This is a genomic window from Bifidobacterium kimbladii, assembly GCF_032193675.1.
In the GTDB taxonomy this organism is placed as follows: Bacteria; Actinomycetota; Actinomycetes; order Actinomycetales; family Bifidobacteriaceae; genus Bombiscardovia; species Bombiscardovia kimbladii.
Genome location: NZ_JASTZZ010000003.1, coordinates 24,171 through 42,811 on the forward strand (window position 1 = coordinate 24,171; position 18,641 = coordinate 42,811).

The following is an 18,641-nucleotide window of genomic DNA, read 5'->3' on the forward strand; positions in this document are numbered from 1 at the left end:
GTCCCGCTTCCGGTCAAGGGGAGGGACGGTCGGCGCACAGGAGGTGAAAGCATGTCCGACGAGGACATCTTGTTGCGAATGCAGGGAATCACCAAGACCTTCGGTCCGGTAAAGGCCCTGTCCAATGTCGACATGGATGTGCGCAAGGGCGAAATCCATGCCATCTGCGGGGAAAACGGGGCCGGCAAGTCAACCCTGATGAATGTGCTGTCCGGGGTCTACCCTCATGGCAGCTATACCGGCGAAATCCTGTTCGACGGCAAGCCCTGCCGCTACCGGACCATCAATGATTCGGAGGACGACGGCATCGTCATCATCCACCAGGAGCTGGCGCTGAGCCCTTTCCTATCCATTGCCGAGAACATCTTCCTGGGCAATGAGCAGGCCCACAATGGCGTAATGGACTGGGACACGACGAGGGCCAAGGCCTCGCGTCTGTTGGAGCGTGTGGGACTGGACGAGAAACCCGACACCAGGGTCATGGACCTTGGAGTGGGCAAGCAGCAGCTGGTGGAGATCGCCAAGGCGCTGTCCAAACACGTCAGGCTGCTGATTCTGGATGAGCCCACAGCCGCCTTGAACGACGATGATTCCGATCATCTGCTGGATCTGGTCAGACAGCTGCGTGACCAGCAGGGAGTGACCAGCATCCTCATCACCCACAAGCTGGGCGAGGTGGGGCAGATTGCGGATGGGGTGACCATTCTACGGGATGGCTCCACGGTGGGCGGCATGCGAATCGACCAAGACCACCCGCTGGATCAGGATCTGCTCATCCAGAAGATGGTCGGCCGTGAGCTGACCAATCTCTATCCCGAGCACGTGCCGCACATCGGCAAGGAGGTGCTCAAGGTCAGCGATTGGACTGTCCACCACCCGCAGGATCCCTCCCGCACCGTGGTCGATCATGCCAATCTGGTGGTTCACCAGGGTGAGATCGTCGGACTGGCGGGACTCATGGGTGCGGGCCGCACCGAGATGGCCATGAGCATCTTCGGGCGATCCTATGGCAGCCATATCAGCGGCAGAATCGAGATGCATGGCCGTCGGGTCGAGCTGCCGAACGTCCAGTCGGCCATCGATTCGGGCCTGGCCTATGCCACTGAGGACCGCAAGGTCTTCGGACTCAATCTGCTGCAGAACATCAGGGAAAACGCCTCCTTGGCCTCGCTCAAGAAAATGAGCCGCCATGGGGTCATGAACGAGAACCTGGAGAGGGCACGGGTGGAGGAGTACCGCAAGGACTTCAACATCAAGTGCAGCAACATCGATGTGCCCGTCTCCACCCTTTCCGGCGGCAACCAGCAAAAGGTCGTGCTGGCCAAGTGGGTGATCTCGGATCCTGATGTGCTCATCCTGGACGAGCCCACCCGAGGCATTGATGTGGGAGCCAAATACGAGATCTACGAGATCATCGACCGGCTGGTCGACCAGGGCAAGGCTGTGGTGGTCATCTCCTCTGAATTGCCCGAGCTGATCGGCATCTGTGACCGGATTTATACGGTCAGCCAGGGGGTCATCACCAACGACGTGGAGCGCCGGGACTTCTCGCAGGAATATCTGATGAAGGGCATGACCCAGGAAAAGAAGGGAGTGGCAGCCAGATGAGCTCGCCCAACAGCAAAAAGAGCACCGCCCAGGCGGTGGAACAAGAACAGGCAGGACCTGGCATTCTGGCCTCCCTGGCCAGCAACGCCCGGCAGTATGGCATCGTCGGCGCTCTGGTGGTCATCGTGGTCGTCTTCGAAATACTGACCAAGGGGGTGCTGCTCAAACCCAACAGCTTCGTCTCGCTGATCCAGCAGAACGCCTACGTGATCATCCTGGCCATCGGCATGGTCATGGTCATCATCGCCACCCACATTGATTTGTCGGTGGGCTCGCTGGTGGCCTTCATCGGAGGTGTGTGCGCCATCCTCATGGAACATATGGGGGTCAATTGGATCGTGGCCATCGGCCTGTCCTTGATCGTAGGTCTGCTGATCGGCATCTGGCAGGGTTTCTGGGTCGCCGTCATCGGCATTCCAGGATTTATCACCACCCTGGCCGGCATGCTGATCTTCCGTGGCCTGGCCACAGTCATCGTCGGCGAGTCCGTGCCTATCACCTCCGCACAGTTCAGGGGGATCGCCCGTGACTACCTGCCCAACATCCTGGGATGGTGGGGCCCCTTCGACGGCCTGACCGTGGTGCTGGGCCTGATCTGCATCCTGGCATACGCCTGGTCGCAGATTGCCCGCCGCCGCAAGACCCTGGCTGTAGGTCTGGTTCCCGAGCCCAAGGCCTTGATGACCGGCAAGATCATCGTGGCCGCAGTCGTCATCCTCTTCGTGACCTACCTGCTGGCCTCCTCCGGCAATGAGAACCAGGGCGGGACGCCCATAATGCTGGTCATCGTGGCCGTATTGGTCCTGATCTACAACTTCATCCTCACCAGGACCGTCTTCGGTCGGCATGTCTACGCAGTGGGCGGCAACCGCAAGGCTGCCGTGCTCTCGGGCATCAATGCCAAACGGGTGGACTTCACGCTATTCGTCCACATGGGCTTCCTGTCCGCTGTGGCAGCCATCTGCATGCTTTCACGACTGGCCTCGGCCACCGCCCAGGCTGGTATGGAGTTCGAAATGGACGCTATCGCATCCTGCTTCATCGGCGGCACGGCTGTCACCGGCGGCATCGGCACCATTCCCGGGGCGGTCGTCGGAGCCTTCGTCATGGGTGTGATCAACCAGGGACTGTCCATCATGGGCGTGGACACGGCCATCGTCAAGACCATCAAGGGGCTGGTGCTCCTGCTGGCCGTGGCTATCGACGTCATGTCCAAGCGCCGCAAGAGCTAACCAATCATCGGCATGAGGGATGGGCACTTGCCGTCCCTCATGCCGATCAACCATCTTTGGAACATCGGTAAAAAGGAGCACAATCGTGCGTATCACCGGCAAGGCTCGTTCTCGGATGTATGGCCTGACGGCTGCAGCCTGCGCCATCTGGCTGGTCCAATCCCTGGCTGAGGCTGTGCGCGACGGCAGCCTGCTGACCTGGCCCACACTGATCTTCTCCGTGTGCTTAGCCGTCGTCACTGTATACTGCGCTGTCTGCGCCTTTCGGGAGGGCCGCAAGGGCTGACGACCCGTCACCCCTATAATGCCTGTACCGGCTCCGCAGACATCAGAGTCGTCGCGGAGCCTTAAGCAAAGGCAGGGGATGAGTCATGGAAGATCCGGCGCAACCGACCACTTCGACCCTGATCCACCTTGGGCTGCACGACCTGGACAAGGCCCGGGTCCGGCTGGATCGGCTTGCCCGCCTGGTGGACGACCAGGCTCTGGCGCAAACCCTGGTCCAGAGCCTCGACCAGGCCTGTGATCCGGACGAAGCCCTTGCGGGGCTGATACGAATTCTGGAGCAGTATCCGCAAGGAGCCCGGCCGGGCTTTCTGGCTGGATCCCCGCAGGAAAACCAAGAGGCCGCCCAGTCGCTGATCAGGGTGTTGGGGGCCTCGGAGGCCATGGGCCGACTGATGCGCTCGCGGCCGGAACTGGCAGAGGCGGCTGCCCTCGACCCCGACCACCTGGCTGACTGCCCGGCGGAAACCAGGCAGAGGCGGGTCCTTGACGCCTTGGACAAGGTGGAGAAGAATTCAGAATCCTCGCCTTCACTGGCCGCGTATGCCGATGCACTGCGGTTCGAATACCGGCTGCAGCTGGCTGCAGTCATGGCCCGAGACCTGGCAGCTGAGGACCCTCTGGAGCTGGAGCCAGCAATCAGCAGGGCCCTGTCAGACATGGCCGATGCCGCACTCCAAGGGGCTCTGAGCATTGCCTGCCGTCAGGTCCCCAATGCGGATTCATGCCGTCTGACCGTCATTGGCATGGGCAAGCTGGGCGCCCAGGAGCTCAACTACGTGTCCGATGTGGATCTCATGTACTTGGTGGAGCCGGCTTCGGGGGCGGACCCGAATGGGACTGATCTTATTGCCGTCGGCACTGCCATGGCCGTCCTTCTGCAGCGGGTCTGCCAGGCGGTCATTCCCGGATCGACCGAGCCGCCGCTATGGAAGGTCGATACCGCCCTGCGGCCCGAGGGACGTGACGGCCCCCTGGTGCGCCGTCTGGCCTCTTACGCCGACTACTATGCCCAGTGGGCTGAGAACTGGGAATTCCAGGCCCTGCTCAAGGCCCGTCCTGTCGCTGGCGACAAGGCCCTGGGACAGGACTATTCGGCCATGGTCGAGCCCCTGGTCTGGGGTGCCTGCCAGCGTCCCAACTTCGTCTACGACTGCCAGCGGATGCGCCAGCGTGTGGAGCGGCTGATACCCGAGGACCGCAAGGAGCGCGAAATCAAGCTGGGCCAGGGCGGACTGCGGGATGTGGAATTCACCGTCCAGATGCTCCAGCTGGTCCATGGCTCCAGCGACCCGGATCTGCATTGTCCGGCCACCCTGGATGCCCTGCAGGCCCTCTCCCGCGGCGGCTACATTTCACGCAAGCACGGCGACCAGCTGGACCATGACTATCGCTTCGAGCGGGTCATGGAGCATCGCCTGCAGATGTGGCAGCTGCGCCGCACCCACCTCTTCCCGAAAATCACCCGTTCAGGCACACTCGGCCAGCGGCCGCCCAGCCTGGAGGAGCTGGAGAGCAACCGCGATCTGAGACGGCTGGCCCGGGCCTTCGGTCTGCACGCCGACCAGATGCTGGCCCAATACCAGGCCACCAGAATCGAAGTCCGCAACCTTCACCAGGCCATCTATTTCCGTCCCATGCTGCCCATCAACGCCCAGGTGGACGAGGACGAGGTCAGCCTGCGCCCCCAGGCGGCCCGCGCCAGGTTCGCCTCCACCGGCTTCGCCGACCCCGATGCAGCCATTCGCCACGTCACAGCCCTGACCACAGGGGTCACCCGATCGGCGCGCATCAACCGCATTCTCATGCCCGCCGTCCTCCAGTGGCTGGGGGAGGGGCAGGATCCGGACATGGGACTCCTGGGCTGGCGAACCCTTGAGGAGCACTTCGGCGGCAAGAGCACCTACCTGGGCTTCCTGCGGGACTCTACCTCGGCCGCCCGCCGCCTCTGCCATGTCCTGTCCAATTCACGCTATCTGTCCGGTGCCCTGGCCCGGTCCGTCCAGTCGGTGACCTGGCTGGGCCATGACCAGGACATGATCCCCCGTGATCGGGCCACTCTGGACAAGCGCGCCGCAGCCTATCGAACCAGGCATGCGGACTCGCTGGAGGAGTTCGCCACAGCCGTCCGGGCCATGCGCCGACAGGAGATCGAGCGGATCGGGCTGGGCTGGATGAGCGGGGTGGACGATCAGCAGGCCTGCCTGGCGGGCATGTCCGATGTCTACGATGCGGCCATCAATGCCGCCCTGGACTGGGCCGTGGACCACCGTTCGGAACAGGCTGGCGCGCCAGCCGATCTGGCCGCGATCGGCATGGGTCGCTACGGGGGCAGGGAGGTCAACTTCAACTCGGATGCCGACATCATGCTGGTCTACCGTCCGGCATCAGGCGCCGACCAGGACCAGGCGGCCGAATTCGCACGTGGAGTGACCGCCGACCTGCGGGCCGTCCTGGCTGGACCAGCCAGCCTGGAGCCTGGCATCGACCTGGACTTCGACCTGCGCCCCGAAGGACGTCAGGGGCCTCTGGTGCGTTCCCTGGACTCCTACCAGCGCTACTACCGCGACTGGTCGGAGACCTGGGAACATCAGGCCCTGATCCGGGCCAGGTTCGCAGCTGGGGACGCCGGCTTGGCCAAGGACTTTCTGGAGGGCATAGCCAATCCGCTCCGCTACCCTCAGCATCCGCCCGACGAGGAGGAGCTGGGGCAGATCCGCCGTCTCAAGGCCCGGATGGAGGCAGAGCGGCTGCCGCGCGGCGTGCGTCGGGACCGGCATCTGAAGCTGGGCCGGGGAGGGCTGTCTGACGTGGAATGGACGGTTCAGCTCCTCCAGCTGCATCATGCCCACGATCTGCCTGAGCTGCAGGTCACCGGCACGCTGACCGCCCTGGATGCCCTGGAGGCTGCGGGACTTATCAAGGCCAAGGATGCCAAGGCCCTGCGCAGCAGCTGGGTGCTCTGCACAGCAGCCCGTAACGCCAACTTCCTCTGGTCCGGAAGGGTATCCCAGGCGGACATCCTGCCTGACGACGGACAGGTGCTGGGAGGCATTGCAGTCTGCCTGGGCTACCCGGCCCACCGAGGTCAGCGTTTTGTCAACGAGCTGCTGGCGGCCATGCGCCGCTGCAGGCAGGTCATGGAACGGCTCTTCTACGGCGGCTGACCCTGGGTCCATCCGGGGTCGTATGCTTGTTCAGGTCACATAAGGTGGCCACCTTGAGGAAGGTGAGCCGTTGTCCCAACAAGTTGATCACGCATCCAACACCTCTTCCGCCGTCGTTCCGCTTCGTGGGCGAAGTGTGGTAACCCTCGACGACATTCCCATGACCCAGATCCTGGACCTGCTGGATCGGGCGGCCTACATCGACACCCATCGCCGCCAGGTGGCCCACACCTGCGACGGCCGTGTCCTGGCCACGCTCTTCTATGAACCCAGCACCCGCACCCGGCTCAGTTTCGAGACGGCCATGCTCCGTCTGGGCGGCCAGGTCATCGGATTCGCCGGCGCCCAGCTGGCCAGCGTCTCCAAGGGGGAGTCCATCAGCGACACCCTGAAGACGGTCTCCAACTACGCCGACATCGTGGCCATCCGCCACCCCAAGGAGGGTGCCGCACTGGTGGCCTCCCAGGCAGCCACGGTCCCGGTCATCAACGCCGGAGACGGCGGACACATGCACCCGACCCAGACCCTGACCGACCTGGCCACCATCCGCGCGCGCAAGGGCCGGCTGAACCACCTGACCATCGGCCTGTGCGGGGACCTGACCTTCGGCCGCACCGTCCACTCCCTGATCACCACCCTCTGCCGCCTGGGCCACGTGGACTTCGTCCTGATCAGCCCCGACGAGCTGCGCACCCCCGAGTACGTTCTGGAACGAATCCGTTCCTCGGCCGACTGCACCTACCGGGAGACCGGGGACCTGAATGGGGTCATCGGCGACCTGGACGTGCTCTACATGACCCGTGTCCAGCAGGAGCGCTTCTTCAACGAGGACGACTACCTGCGTCTGCGTGACACTTACATTCTCAATGCCGACAAGCTTCGGTCCGCCCGTCCCGACATGGCCATCCTCCACCCCCTGCCCAGGGTCAACGAGATCGCCGTGGAGGTGGACGATGATCCGCGGGCGGCCTACTTCCAGCAGGTCCGCAACGGCATGCTGGTCAGAATGGCCCTGGAGAGCGCCCTGCTGGGCGACGAGCTGCCTGGTTACCGCAAGCAGAAGGAGGTGGCCGCATGAAGGTCACCAGCATTGTTGACGGCATCATCATCGACCACGTTCGTGCGGGCACAGCCCTGAAGGTCCTGCACTACCTGCGCGTGGATCCGGCGAAGACCCGGCTGGCCCTGATCATGAATACGGACAGCCGCAAGTACGGGTCCAAGGACATCATCAAAATCGAGCAGACCGGGGATCTGGACCTGACCGCTCTGGGGTTCATCGCACCCGAGGCCACCGTAGACGTGGTCCGGCAGGGCAGGATCGTCAGCAAGCATCAGCCTGACCGCCCCAACCATCTGGTCAACGTCATCACCTGCGTCAACCCCCGTTGCGTCACCACAGTGGAGACCGGCGTGGACCAGCGCTTCCACCTGGACGCTGCCGGGGTCTACCGCTGCGACTACTGCGACGAGAAGGCAGAAGACTGACATGCGGCTGCTGGGGTTGACCGATTGGCGCAGCGGCAGGCCGGTCGATCTGATGCTTCCCCAGGCCGCCGACAGCGCGCTGATTGACGAGACCGGCGCCATGTCGGCAGAGGTCGATCAAATAGACGCCTCGGGGCTGGTGCTGGCTCCGGCCCTGGTCGACCCCCATGTCCACCTGCGCGACCCTGGACAGACCGACAAGGAAGACATGGTGACCGGCACAGCTGCCGCAGCGGCCGGAGGCTACGGGCTGATACTGCTCATGCCCAACACCCAGCCCGCCATGGACGGCCGAGCGCGGATGGCCGATGGGCGCACGGTCATCGACTATCTGGAATCCTATGAGCGGGACCACAGACTACATCTGCCGGTGGACTACGCCCTCTGCGTGGCGGCCACTCAGGACCGGGCCGGCCTTCAGGCCTCAAACCCAGACGACTGGTCGGGGCACCTGCCCGGCCACGGCTGGGACCATCCCGTAGTCGCCATCAGTGACGACGGCTCGGCCGTCACCGATCAGACCCTGGAGGCTGTGGCCGCCAACGCCCGGGAATTCGACCTGCCCATCCTGGACCACTGCGAACATCACGAGCACGGTCAGGTCAATCTTGGCGCTGTCAGCCGTCAACTGGGGCTGGAGGGGATCCCCGCCTCAACCGAGACCGCCATCATCCATCGCGACATCGCCCTGGCGGAGCGCACCGGCACCAGGGTGCATCTGCAGCATGTCAGCACCGCCGGGGGATTCGATGCCGTCCGCCGGGCCAAGGCCCATGGGCTGCCGATTACCTGCGAGACCGCGCCCCACTATCTGGCCCTCTGCGACGAGGACCTGCTGCGTTGCGGCAGCATGGCCAAGATGAACCCTCCGCTGCGCTCCCGCGCTGACCAGCAAGCTGCGCTTGAGGCCGTGGCCGACGGCACTGTCGACATGATCGCCACCGACCACGCCCCCCACACCGTTGCCGAGAAGGCGCTGGGGCTCAAGGACGCCCCCAACGGCATCATCGGCCTGGAGACTGCCTACGCGGTCTGCAACCAGGTTCTGGTCACAAGCGGGCTCATCGGCCATGACCGCCTGATAGAGCTCATGTCCCTGGCCCCGGCCGAGCTCATGGGCATGCGGCGACTCCTGCCCGAAGACCTGTCCTCGCGCAAGGCCAACAAGGTCAATCAAGCCGACACCGGTCACCTTCTGTTGGAAGTCGATCAGCACAGCGAGGCCGACCAGCCACCCGTCGACCTGGTCATCTTGGATCCCGAGGCCAAGTGGAAGGTTGATCCCAGCCGCTTCCACTCCAAGGCCAGGAATACCCCCTTTGCCAGGGCAGAGCTGACCGGACGGGTCATGGCCACCATCAAGGAGGGGCGTCTGGTCTTCTCCCGCCTGCCTGCAAGCCGTGTCATCACCAGGGAAAGGAACTGAGCATGGACCGACTGACCGCGCTCATCCAGGACAAGCAGAATCCGACCGTGGTCGGCCTGGATCCGCGACCGGAACTGCTGCCCAGCCAGCTGATCGAGCAGGCCAGGCAGCGCGCCGCCGGGAGCATGGCCCGGATGGGCCTGGACCCCAAGGACCCGCAGCAGGCCCAGGGCGAGCAGGCTCAGGCGGTCTGGGCGGACCACCTGGCCCGGGCCTATCTGCGCTTCAACCTGGCCATCCTGGAAGGCGTGGCCGACCTGGTGCCTGCAGTCAAACCCCAGATCGCCATGTACGAGGCCCTAGGAGCCTGGGGCATCAGGGCCTACACCGGCACCTGCCGGGCCGCAGCCGATCGAGGCCTCTACGTCATCGGGGACGTCAAGCGCGGGGACATCGGCTCCACGGCCGAGGCCTACGCCGCCCACCTGGATGGGCTTCCCCTGCCCTTCGCCCCGGGGCAGGCTGTGGATGGCCCGGACCGAACAGGCGGGAGGTTCCCCTGGTATGAGGATGCCCTGACCATCAACGTCTACCTGGGCTCCGACGGGGTGGAACCCTTCCTGCAGGCGGCCGAGCACATCCAGGGCGACCTCTTCGCCCTGGTCCGCACCTCCAACCCCTCGGGCAGCCAGATCCAGGAGCTGGGCCTGGATACGGACTCAGGCGGCGGCACCATCTATCAGCGCCTGGGCGAATTGGTCGAATCCTGGGGGCGGCCCTCCATAGGCGAATCGGGCTATTCCCGGCTTGGAGCCGTGGTCGGCGCTACCCACCCCGAGGACGGGGCCCTTCTGCGTCAGGCCATGCCCCACACCTTCTTCCTGGTCCCCGGCTACGGAGCCCAGGGCGGTTCGGCGGCCGACGTGGCGCCCATGTTCGACCGGTCCGGCGGCGGCGCTGTGGTCAATTCCTCTCGGGGAATCATCGCAGCCTGGCGAAAGGATCCGGACTACAGCCCGCAGCTCAGCGTTCAGGCGGCCCTGGGCATGGTCACACGCGATGCCCGCCAAGCCGCGCAGGCTATGAAGGACGATCTCAATCAGGCGATCAAGGAGGCCCGATGAAACCCAACCTCTTCATATCCACCAGCCGAGTGGAGGAGCAGGCCCAACAGGCAGGCCGGATGCCCGGACGCCGCACGGCCCAGGTCACCGGCATGGAGCCGTTGGACCGGCAGGTCTGGCGGATGACCATCCGCGACCCCTACCTGGCAGCCCATGCTCCCGCAGGAGCCTTCATCAACCTCTACTCGGCCGACCGCATGACCATGATGCCCAGGCCCTTCGGCATCAGCCGGGTCCTGGAAGGCGAGCAGATCGAAATCATCTTCGCCGTCGTGGGCCAGGGGACCTATGAGTTCTCCCGCCTGCAGCCAGGCATGGCTGTGGACCTGCTGGGGCCCCTGGGCCATGGCTTCGACCTGGGGAAGCCGGCTGACTATCTGCTGGTGGGCGGCGGCCTGGGCGTCCCCCCGCTGATCCGCGCAGCCCAGTGCCTTCAAGGCCGGTCCGGTGTGCGCACCACCGCCCTGCTGGGCTACCGTGACCATCGGTTCGCCGATGCGATCATGGGCCCGCTGACCGATCGATTGGAGTCCATCGACAATGCCTCCGGGGATGTCATAACCCTCTTGGACAGGGTGCGCGGCGACATCGATCCCGAGCGGACCATCATTCTGGCCTGCGGACCCCTGCCCATGATGCGGGCCGTGGCCGCCTGGGCCCGCCAGACCGGCCTGCCCGCCCAGTGCTGCATGGAGTCCCGGATGGGGTGTGGCTATGGCACCTGCGTGGCCTGCGTGGTCGACACCGTGGACGGCAGGCTCAAGGTCTGCAAGGACGGCCCGGTCTTTGCCGCCGACCGTCTGATCTGGGATGCAGGCGAGGACAAGAAGGAGGCACGATGAGCGGGCTGACGATCATGGACCCTCTGGAGCCGCACGCCTGGCGGCATGGCACTGTTGTGGCCGGCACGCCCTGGAAGAATCCGGTGGGCACGGCCTCGGGCACCTTCAACCTGGATGCATGCGGCGACTATTACGACGTCTCCCAAATGGGCGCCATCTCCACCAAGGGGGTTTCGCCGGTGCCCTGGGAAGGCAACCCCACGCCCAGGACAGCCGAGAGCCCCGCCGGCATGGTCAACTCCGTCGGCCTGCAGAACCCGGGCGTGGACCATTACCTGGTGGACGAGCTGCCCAGGCTCAAGGCCCTGGGAGCCAACGTGGTCACCAATGTGGCCGGCCACAGCGACGAGGACTATGCCACAGTCGTGGAACGGCTGGCCGACTCCCCGGCTGACATGCTGGAGATCAACGTCTCCTGCCCCAACGTCTCACACGGGGGAATGTCCGTAGGCACCGACGCCAAGGCCCTGAACCGGTTGATCACCAGGCTGCGGGGTCTGACCGACAAGCCCATGGTGGTCAAGCTGACCCCCAACGTCACCGATATCGTGGAAGTGGCCCGGGCGGCCGTCGATGGGGGAGCGGATGCCCTCAGCCTGATCAACACCCTGGTGGGCATGCGCATCGACATCAACACAGGCAGGCCCATCCTGGCCCAGGGCACCGGCGGCGTCTCCGGCCCCTGCATCCTGCCCATAGCTCTGTCCTTCGTCTGGCGGGTGCGCCAGGCACTGCCCGAGGTTCCCATCATCGGCATCGGGGGCATCAACTCGGGACGCACGGCCTTGGAATTCCTCTATGCCGGAGCCAACGCCGTGGAGGTTGGGGCTGCGGCCCTGGTGGATCCTGTGGCGCCCATGAGGGTGGCCCGGGAGCTGGACGATCTGTTGGACGAGCGGCCCAAGCTGGCCGATTTGCTCAAGAAAGGGGAGTGCTGGCGATGAGCGCATCCGCAGCAGAAAACAGGGCCGAACATGACGGTGATACGCAGGAGCAGACCCGCCGCATCCAGGAGGGCTTCACCAGCTTCCTGCTGCAGAGCGGAGCGCTCAAGTTCGGTGACTTCACCCTGAAGTCGGGGCGGCGCTCGCCCTACTTCATCAACGCCGGGGCCTTCAACGACGGACGGCTGATCGCCCTGCTGGGAGAGTTCTACGCCCGGACCATCGTGCAGGCCGTGCAGCAGGGAACCCTGCCCGCCGACATCGATACGGTATTCGGTCCGGCCTACAAGGGGATCCCCCTGGCCGTCTCCACCGCCATCGCACTGAGCGGGGCGCACGGCATGCCGGTCGGCTATACCTTTGACCGCAAGGAGGTCAAGGACCACGGCGACGGAGGGCTCATGGTCGGCACCCAGTTAAGGGATGGCATGAGGGTGCTGCTGGTGGATGACGTCATGACCGCCGGGACCGCGGTCCGCCAGGTGGTGCCCAAGATCATGTCCCAGGCCAAGGTGACCATCGTCGGCCTGGTGCTCTCCGTGGACCGGATGGAGCGCACCGGACAGGGCCAGGGCTCGGCTGTCGAATCCATCATGGACGAATTCCACTTCCCGGTCATCAGCATCGTCAACGTCCGCCAGATCTTCGACGCGGCCGCCTCCATGAAAGGCCCGGACGGGTCGCCCATTCTGGATCAGCGCACGGCCGATGCCGCCAGGGACTATCTGGAGCGTTACGGGGCCTGAGCAAGTGACCAGCTCATACCGGCGCACATTCTCCGGACGGTCATCCCGTCGGCCGACCCTCGTGTAGATTGGTAAAAGTCCGGCGGGCAGGCCGACGGATCATCATCGCAAGGAAGGCCATGGATCATGACAAAACCTCTGGAGCAGAACGGTCATGAGGAACCGGACCGGACTACGGCCGATGCGGTGAATGCGACCAAGCCTACCGTTTCGGCCACTTCAGCTGATGCAGCAAAACCTGCGGATACTGCAGAACCTGCTGAAGGGCGAATTGCCACTGAGGAGAAACCCGTAGAGACAGGTCAGCCTCAGGAGAGCGGCTCTGAAGAAAGTGCATCTGCACAGAGCTCGCGGAGGGTTCCGTTGATACTGGTGGCGGTGGCTCTTGTGCTGGTGCTTGCGGCAGGCATATACATGCTGTGGGCTGATCATTCAACAGACAACCAGTCAGCCCAAAAGCCCTCATCAGGAGCATCGACCGCGCAAGTCAGCCAGGGTCCCAGCGGGGATGCCAAGGCCTACAGGGCCCTGCAAGAGGTCACCGTCAAGCCTTCGGTGGCCGACGACCAGGGAGGGCTGACTGTTTCAGCCAAGGGGGTCGGCAGCAAGAAGAAGGTTGCCGACGCACCGACCCTTGAGATCTTCATGGACCCCATGTGCCCCTGGTGCGGCAAGGTGGGCCGGGTCATCGATCCCCAGCTGCAGCGCATGATCAGCGCCGGTCAGATCAACGTCACCTACAACTTTTTGAACTTCCTGGATTCGGCATCCAGTGACCAGTACTCCAGCCGCGTGGACAACGCCCTGGCCATGGTGGCCCAGGAGGATCCGGATCATCTGCCGGCCTTCGCTGCCGCCGTCTTTGCAGCAGACTTCCAACCCAATGAAAGCTCCTATCAGGCGGTCTCCGATGCACGTCTGGCCGACAAGGCCGTGGGCGTGGGCGTGCCCAGGGCTTTGGCAGACCGTTTCGCCCAGGGCACCTACAGGCCATGGGTGGACAAGGTCAATGCCTATGCCATCACCCGCAAGGACGCCAAGGACGCCAAAGGGGAGTTCTCGACCCCCACCATCATGATCAACGGCAGGGTCTGGGATCTGACCGCAGCGGCCAAGAGCCAAGGCGGATTGGAACATCTGGATCGAGCCCTGCTCAAGGCCCTGGGGCTCAAATCGCAGGATGTGGGCCATCAGGGGAAGATGCCCTCCATCGGAGCACAGGGAAAAGCGCTGGCAGTAAAGTGAACGGCGATTAGTGACCAGCGGCGAAGTTCACTCGTCACCGCTACAGGAGGAACTGTTATCTGTTGGACTGTCGCTTGCCTGGCTCTTACTTGTCTGACTCCTGCTCGATCAGCGAGTATCCGTGGCTGGAAACCACCTGGCGCAGCTTGTCCAAGTAGAGTTCGGCGGCATGGGACAGCTTGGTCCGGCTGTTGACGATCCAGCCCACCAGCATGGATTCATCCGACTCCAGGGGGACGCTGACGATCTTCTCGTTGTTGAGGTCCTCGTTGTCGATGCCGGTGCAGACCGTGTAGGCGTTGAGCCCGACGATGAAGTTGAGCATGGTGGCCCGGTCACTCACGGTGATCTGCTTGGGGGAGTAATCGGGCCAGACCGCCTCCTCGGCGAAGTAGAAGGAGCCCTCTTCGCCCTGCTCATACTGCAGGAAGGGGTAGGGCTCCAGGTCCTTCATGGTCACCATGGCCCGATCGGCCAGGGGGTTGGTTCGTGCGATGAAGACATGCAGGTCCGCCCGGAAGAGGGGGTGGAAGTCCAGGTGCTTCTCCCGGAGCATCTTGGACAGCACCCGCTTGTTGAAGTCGGACTCGTAGATGATGCCGATTTCGGACTGGAGGGTGGCCACCTGGTCGATGATGTCCCTGGTGCGCGTCTCCCGTATGGTGAATTCGTACTCGTCGGAATCGATGGAGTTGATCATCTCCACGAAGGCTTCCACTGCGAACATGTAGTGCTGGGTGGAGACCCGGCAGAGCTGCTTGCGGGGCCTGACCTGCTTATAGCGGGCCTCCAGCAGGTCGGTCTGGTCCAGAATCTGTCGGGCGTAGGTCAGGAATTCCGCCCCGTCCACGGTCAGAGCGATCCCCTGGGAGTGGCGGGTGAAGATTTCGATGCCCAGCTCGTTCTCCAGCTCCTTGACCGATGAACTCAGTGCCGGCTGGGAGATGTAGAGCTCGTGCGAGGCCTCGTTCATCGAGCCGCATTCGACGATCTTGACGATGTAGCGCAGTTGGAGCAGTGTCATACAAGCCAATCTATACCTAAGGCCCTATCGGCCCAGGGCCGCGGTTTCAGCCATACCCTGGTTCGCGGCCTCCTGATCCAGATAGCGACCCGGACCCTGGACCTGGGGGTTGCCGTCTTCGTCGTTCACGAAGCTGTAGACCATGGGCACGCCAGTGGGCACGTTGATGGATCGGATGTCTTTGTCGTTAACCTCTTCAAGGACCTTGATCAGGCTGCGGACCACGGACCCGTGGGTGACGACGAGCACAGTCCGGCCCTGGGCCAGGTTCGGGGCTATCCGGCTGCGCCAATAGGGTTGCAGGCGAAGCAGCAGGTCCTTGAGGCACTCGGCACGGATCTCGGCCGGATTCCGGCTGTCCAGCCCGTCGCGCATGGCCGGGGCATAGCGCGGATCCCGTCCCTGAAAGTATGGCGAATCGGTTGCGATGGCAGGCGGCCGAACATCGTAGGAACGCCGGTAGATGTCGAATTGCTGCTGGCCGTAGCGTTCCAGCATGGCCGGTCGCGTCTGCCCCTGGAAGGCGCCATAGTGGCGCTCGTTCAGCCTCCAGGTGCGCGCCACCGGAATCCAGGCCCGATCAACCAGATCCAGCACCGTATTGGCGGTGACGATGCTGCGGGTCAGCAGGGAGGTGAAGACCAGGTCGGGCAGCAGGCCTGACTCCTTGAGCAGCCGTCCGGCATGACGGGCCTGATCCAGTCCGCGTTCCGTCAGGGGCACGTCCACCCAACCGGCGAAACGGTTGACTGACTTCTGAGTCCAGACGCTTTCCCCATGACGCATGACGATGAGCTGCGCGGTCATCGAATAGACTCCTTTGCTGATGACGTGTTTAGAACCAAAGCGAGCTGTTCTCGAAGAACTGAGAGGCATCGTCCCCATCCTGGGCGGATTGGTCGTTCTGGTCGGCAGTTCCCTCGGCTCTTGACATGACCAGCCCTATGGCCCTGGGCAGGGCATCGGCCACCTGCCCGGCGCGAATCGGTTGTCCCATGGGTCCTGCAACAGTCCCGTGGCCATCCCGCTGGCTGTCCTCGGCTACCAGATCGGCGAAATCCTGGGGCTTGCGGGGGTCGAAGATCAGCGGCTGCTCCCAGCCGGTCTGCCTGCCGCCGCTGGCCAAAGAACCGGCCAGTCCGTGCAGGAAGGCCGCAGCTGCCGTCAGATCCGCCATCAGGGTGGCATCATCCTGGATCGGTCCGGCGTTCTGGGCCAGCAGCGCTCCGATGGTGCCGGAAAGCACGTCCCCTGATCCGGCCGTGGACAGCCAGGCCGGGCCGAAGCCGGTGGTCATGACCCGGGGGCGGTCGGTCCCATCCTCGCCGACAACCAGTGTGATGGCCCCCTTGAGCAAAATGGTGGCCCCGGTCAGCTGGCAGGCGCGGACAGCCCAGTGCAGGGGTTCGGCCATGACCTGGTCGCCGTCCACGTTCTCGCCATGCGAGTTGAGCAGGGCGGCCATCTCGCCCGCATGCGGGGTCAGGACGGTGCGTGGCCCCAGCCGGTCCGGCAGCAGGTCCAGGGCTCCGGCATCGGCGACCACCGGCGGATCGGCCGCTGCCTCGTCCTCGTCCAGGTCCGCGGCCTGTCGGTTGAGTATGTCGGCAATCAGATCCCGCTGATCGTCCTGGCCTTCAGGTCCAGCGGCCTCCTGGGCCTGCCGGGTGGGCACACCCGAACCCAGCACCCAGGACTCGACCCTTCCGCGGCCCAGGACAGTCTCGGGCAGCTCCTGCAGGATCAGATCGCCCACCTGCTCGGGGCCGCAGTAGCGGATCATGCCCACGTTGCCGCTGGCCGCCGCCCTGCTGGAGAGCAGCCCCGCGCCATGGTAGAGCGCGGATCCGGTGACCAGCCCAACCACGCCTCTGGTGTACTTGGTGTCATCCACCCGGGGCGCGCGCAAAAGTCCGGCGCAGTCCTCGGCGTTCATGCAGGAGACGCTGGGGACCAGGGCCGAGGTGTCGAAGCCGAAGTCCACCAGGACGACTCTTCCGCAGACATAGGCGGCCGGAGGCAGCATCAGACAGGGCTTCATGGCTCCCATGGTCACGGTCACATCCGCCGGTATGTAGGCCCCGGGCAGGGTGCCTTCATCAATGTCCACGCCGGAGGGAGTATCCACGGCCAGCACCAGGGGCCCGTCTTGATTGGCGGGGTCGTGCCAGGCTGGTCTGTCGGGCAGGCCGCCCTCCATGCCCAGTTCCGCGGCCAGAGCGGCGGGGATGCCGCGCAGCGCCCCCTTGAGGCCGATGCCCGTCATGGCATCGATGATCAGATCCGCCTGTCGGCACAGCTCCAGGGCCTGGTCCAGCTCTTCGGAGGCCTGGTCCGGGCCGGCCGGTGCCTCGCAACCGGGGATGGCTGCCTGGGGATCCAGGGCCGTGACCACTCCGCCGGCGCGCAGGAGGGCGTCCAACCCGCCCTGGTGCAGGCTCCGCCCGGTCGCCACCACGGTCACGTCGGCTCCGTGCCCGGCCAGGTCAGCCGAGGCATAGAGCCCGTCGCCGCCATTGTTGCCGGCTCCTGCCAGCAGGACGATCCTGGCTCCTGCCGGCTCCAGCCCGGCCTGGGTCAGCATGACGTCGGCCACGGAGGCCAGGGATCCGGCGGCGATACGCATCAGGGGCACCCCGTCATCCAAAAACGGCTGCTCCAAGGATCGGATCATGTCGGCGGTATAGGCGCTGGTGGCCAGAGTCCGGCGGGCTTCGCGGCGTTCATCTGGTGACGGCTTCATGGCATCACACCCCTCATTCAAAAGGTCCACGTGCGGCGGCGGCACGGCCGGCCACGTGCTGGCTCCACTCTATCCGATGGCCTTGTCCTGCAAGCGTTATAAGGTCTGCCTATTTACGAGGGCAGGAAGGAAATACATGCAGGGATTCGCAATGCCGAATCAAGGGCAGATTATGGCGGTGGTCCTGACGGTGGTGCTCTGTGGCCTGATCGGCTTCGAGCGCGAGTTCCTCAAACACGACGCCGGCATCCGCACCCATATTCTGGTGGGCCTGGGCAGCTGCCTGTTCACCATGGTTTCCCTCTACGGCATCCAGGCCGCTGTGGGCAACTACTCCTGGGACGCCTCGCGAATTGCGGCCGGCGTGGCCTCAGGCATCGGCTTCATCGGTGCCGGGGTCATCTTCTTCAACCACGACTCGGTCAAGGGCTTGACCACGGCCAGCGCCATCTGGGTGGCTGCCGCAGTGGGCATGGCCTGCGGGGTCCAGCTCTTCGCCATCGCCATCCTGGCGGTCGTCTTCTACTTTCTGGCCGTCCTGGTCATCGCGCCCATCCTCAAGTGGTTCCTGCGCAACCGTCAGAACACGGTCCTGCGCATCGTATATCAGGATGGCCACGGCTGTCTGCGCGAATCCCTGCTCCTGGCCACCCGCATGGGATTCGAATCCCGGGTGCTGACCATCCACGAGCTGCGCCGGGATGCCTGGAAGGGCGCCGATGTCACCGTCAACCTGCTGGGCAAGGGGGATGTGACCGAGCTGGTGGAATCCATTGGTCAGACCCCAGGGGTCAAGGGCGTGGAGGTCCTGGGGGAGGACGACTGAC

At 64.5% G+C, this 18,641-nt stretch carries 16 protein-coding genes; 13 read left to right on the forward strand and 3 right to left on the reverse strand.

The window, feature by feature from the left end:
• Window positions 1-51 precede the first annotated feature (51 nt).
• The 12 genes from QRX41_RS04805 (at window position 52) to QRX41_RS04860 (ending at window position 14,047) form a co-directional block, all read left to right on the forward strand.
• Window positions 52-1,608, forward strand: coding sequence for an ATP-binding cassette domain-containing protein (locus tag QRX41_RS04805; RefSeq protein WP_313836542.1), 1,557 nt, complete (start codon window positions 52-54; stop codon window positions 1,606-1,608).
• Window positions 1,605-2,840, forward strand: a complete 1,236-nt coding sequence (gene mmsB / locus QRX41_RS04810; protein WP_313839076.1) for a multiple monosaccharide ABC transporter permease — start codon at window positions 1,605-1,607, stop codon at window positions 2,838-2,840. The genes QRX41_RS04805 and mmsB overlap by 4 nt, the downstream gene beginning before the upstream one ends.
• 85 nt (window positions 2,841-2,925) lie before the next feature.
• Window positions 2,926-3,126 (forward strand): hypothetical protein, encoded by a 201-nt coding sequence (locus tag QRX41_RS04815; protein ID WP_024627988.1) that lies wholly within the window; start codon window positions 2,926-2,928, stop codon window positions 3,124-3,126.
• Between the two features lie 85 nt (window positions 3,127-3,211).
• Window positions 3,212-6,292, forward strand: coding sequence for a bifunctional [glutamine synthetase] adenylyltransferase/[glutamine synthetase]-adenylyl-L-tyrosine phosphorylase (locus QRX41_RS04820; protein ID WP_313839078.1), 3,081 nt, complete (start codon window positions 3,212-3,214; stop codon window positions 6,290-6,292).
• Window positions 6,293-6,362: 70 nt separating this feature from the next.
• Entirely contained in the window at window positions 6,363-7,370 is a 1,008-nt protein-coding gene (pyrB, locus tag QRX41_RS04825; RefSeq protein ID WP_024627990.1) for an aspartate carbamoyltransferase, read from the forward strand.
• Window positions 7,367-7,780 (forward strand): aspartate carbamoyltransferase regulatory subunit, encoded by a 414-nt coding sequence (locus QRX41_RS04830; protein ID WP_015021856.1) that lies wholly within the window; start codon window positions 7,367-7,369, stop codon window positions 7,778-7,780. Before pyrB ends, QRX41_RS04830 begins: the two co-directional genes overlap by 4 nt.
• Window position 7,781: 1 nt before the next feature.
• Window positions 7,782-9,206 carry a dihydroorotase gene (locus QRX41_RS04835; RefSeq protein WP_313839080.1) on the forward strand — a complete coding sequence of 475 codons (1,425 nt, stop codon included), beginning with the start codon at window positions 7,782-7,784 and terminating at the stop codon, window positions 9,204-9,206.
• 2 nt (window positions 9,207-9,208) lie between these two features.
• Window positions 9,209-10,270, forward strand: coding sequence for an orotidine-5'-phosphate decarboxylase (gene pyrF, locus QRX41_RS04840; protein ID WP_313839082.1), 1,062 nt, complete (start codon window positions 9,209-9,211; stop codon window positions 10,268-10,270).
• Window positions 10,267-11,112, forward strand: a complete 846-nt coding sequence (locus QRX41_RS04845) for a dihydroorotate dehydrogenase electron transfer subunit (protein WP_313839084.1) — start codon at window positions 10,267-10,269, stop codon at window positions 11,110-11,112. Before pyrF ends, QRX41_RS04845 begins: the two co-directional genes overlap by 4 nt.
• Entirely contained in the window at window positions 11,109-12,056 is a 948-nt protein-coding gene (locus QRX41_RS04850; protein ID WP_313839086.1) for a dihydroorotate dehydrogenase, read from the forward strand. The genes QRX41_RS04845 and QRX41_RS04850 overlap by 4 nt, the downstream gene beginning before the upstream one ends.
• On the forward strand, window positions 12,053-12,802 hold the full coding sequence (gene pyrE / locus QRX41_RS04855; protein WP_313839087.1) for an orotate phosphoribosyltransferase: 750 nt from the start codon (window positions 12,053-12,055) through the stop codon (window positions 12,800-12,802). Before QRX41_RS04850 ends, pyrE begins: the two co-directional genes overlap by 4 nt.
• 126 nt (window positions 12,803-12,928) lie before the next feature.
• Window positions 12,929-14,047: a DsbA family protein gene (locus tag QRX41_RS04860; RefSeq protein WP_313839089.1), complete on the forward strand. Its 1,119-nt coding sequence runs from the start codon at window positions 12,929-12,931 to the stop codon at window positions 14,045-14,047.
• Window positions 14,048-14,132: 85 nt separating this feature from the next.
• On the opposite strand, the gene QRX41_RS04865 is transcribed toward QRX41_RS04860, so the two are convergent.
• The 3 genes from QRX41_RS04865 to QRX41_RS04875 are packed head-to-tail and all read right to left on the reverse strand — an operon-like array spanning window position 14,133 to window position 17,814.
• On the reverse strand, window positions 14,133-15,071 hold the full coding sequence (locus tag QRX41_RS04865; RefSeq protein WP_045924446.1) for a LysR family transcriptional regulator: 939 nt from the start codon (window positions 15,069-15,071) through the stop codon (window positions 14,133-14,135).
• Between the two features lie 24 nt (window positions 15,072-15,095).
• Complete coding sequence (locus QRX41_RS04870) at window positions 15,096-15,878, reverse strand: 2,3-bisphosphoglycerate-dependent phosphoglycerate mutase (protein ID WP_313839092.1); 783 nt, start codon at window positions 15,876-15,878, stop codon at window positions 15,096-15,098.
• Between the two features lie 28 nt (window positions 15,879-15,906).
• On the reverse strand, window positions 15,907-17,814 hold the full coding sequence (locus QRX41_RS04875) for a bifunctional ADP-dependent NAD(P)H-hydrate dehydratase/NAD(P)H-hydrate epimerase (protein ID WP_313839094.1): 1,908 nt from the start codon (window positions 17,812-17,814) through the stop codon (window positions 15,907-15,909).
• Between the two features lie 136 nt (window positions 17,815-17,950).
• On the opposite strand from QRX41_RS04875, the gene QRX41_RS04880 reads away from it, so the two are divergent.
• The gene (locus tag QRX41_RS04880; protein ID WP_313839096.1) at window positions 17,951-18,640 is read left to right on the forward strand and encodes an MgtC/SapB family protein; all 690 of its coding nucleotides are present in this window, start codon (window positions 17,951-17,953) and stop codon (window positions 18,638-18,640) included.
• Window position 18,641: the final 1 nt, after the last annotated feature.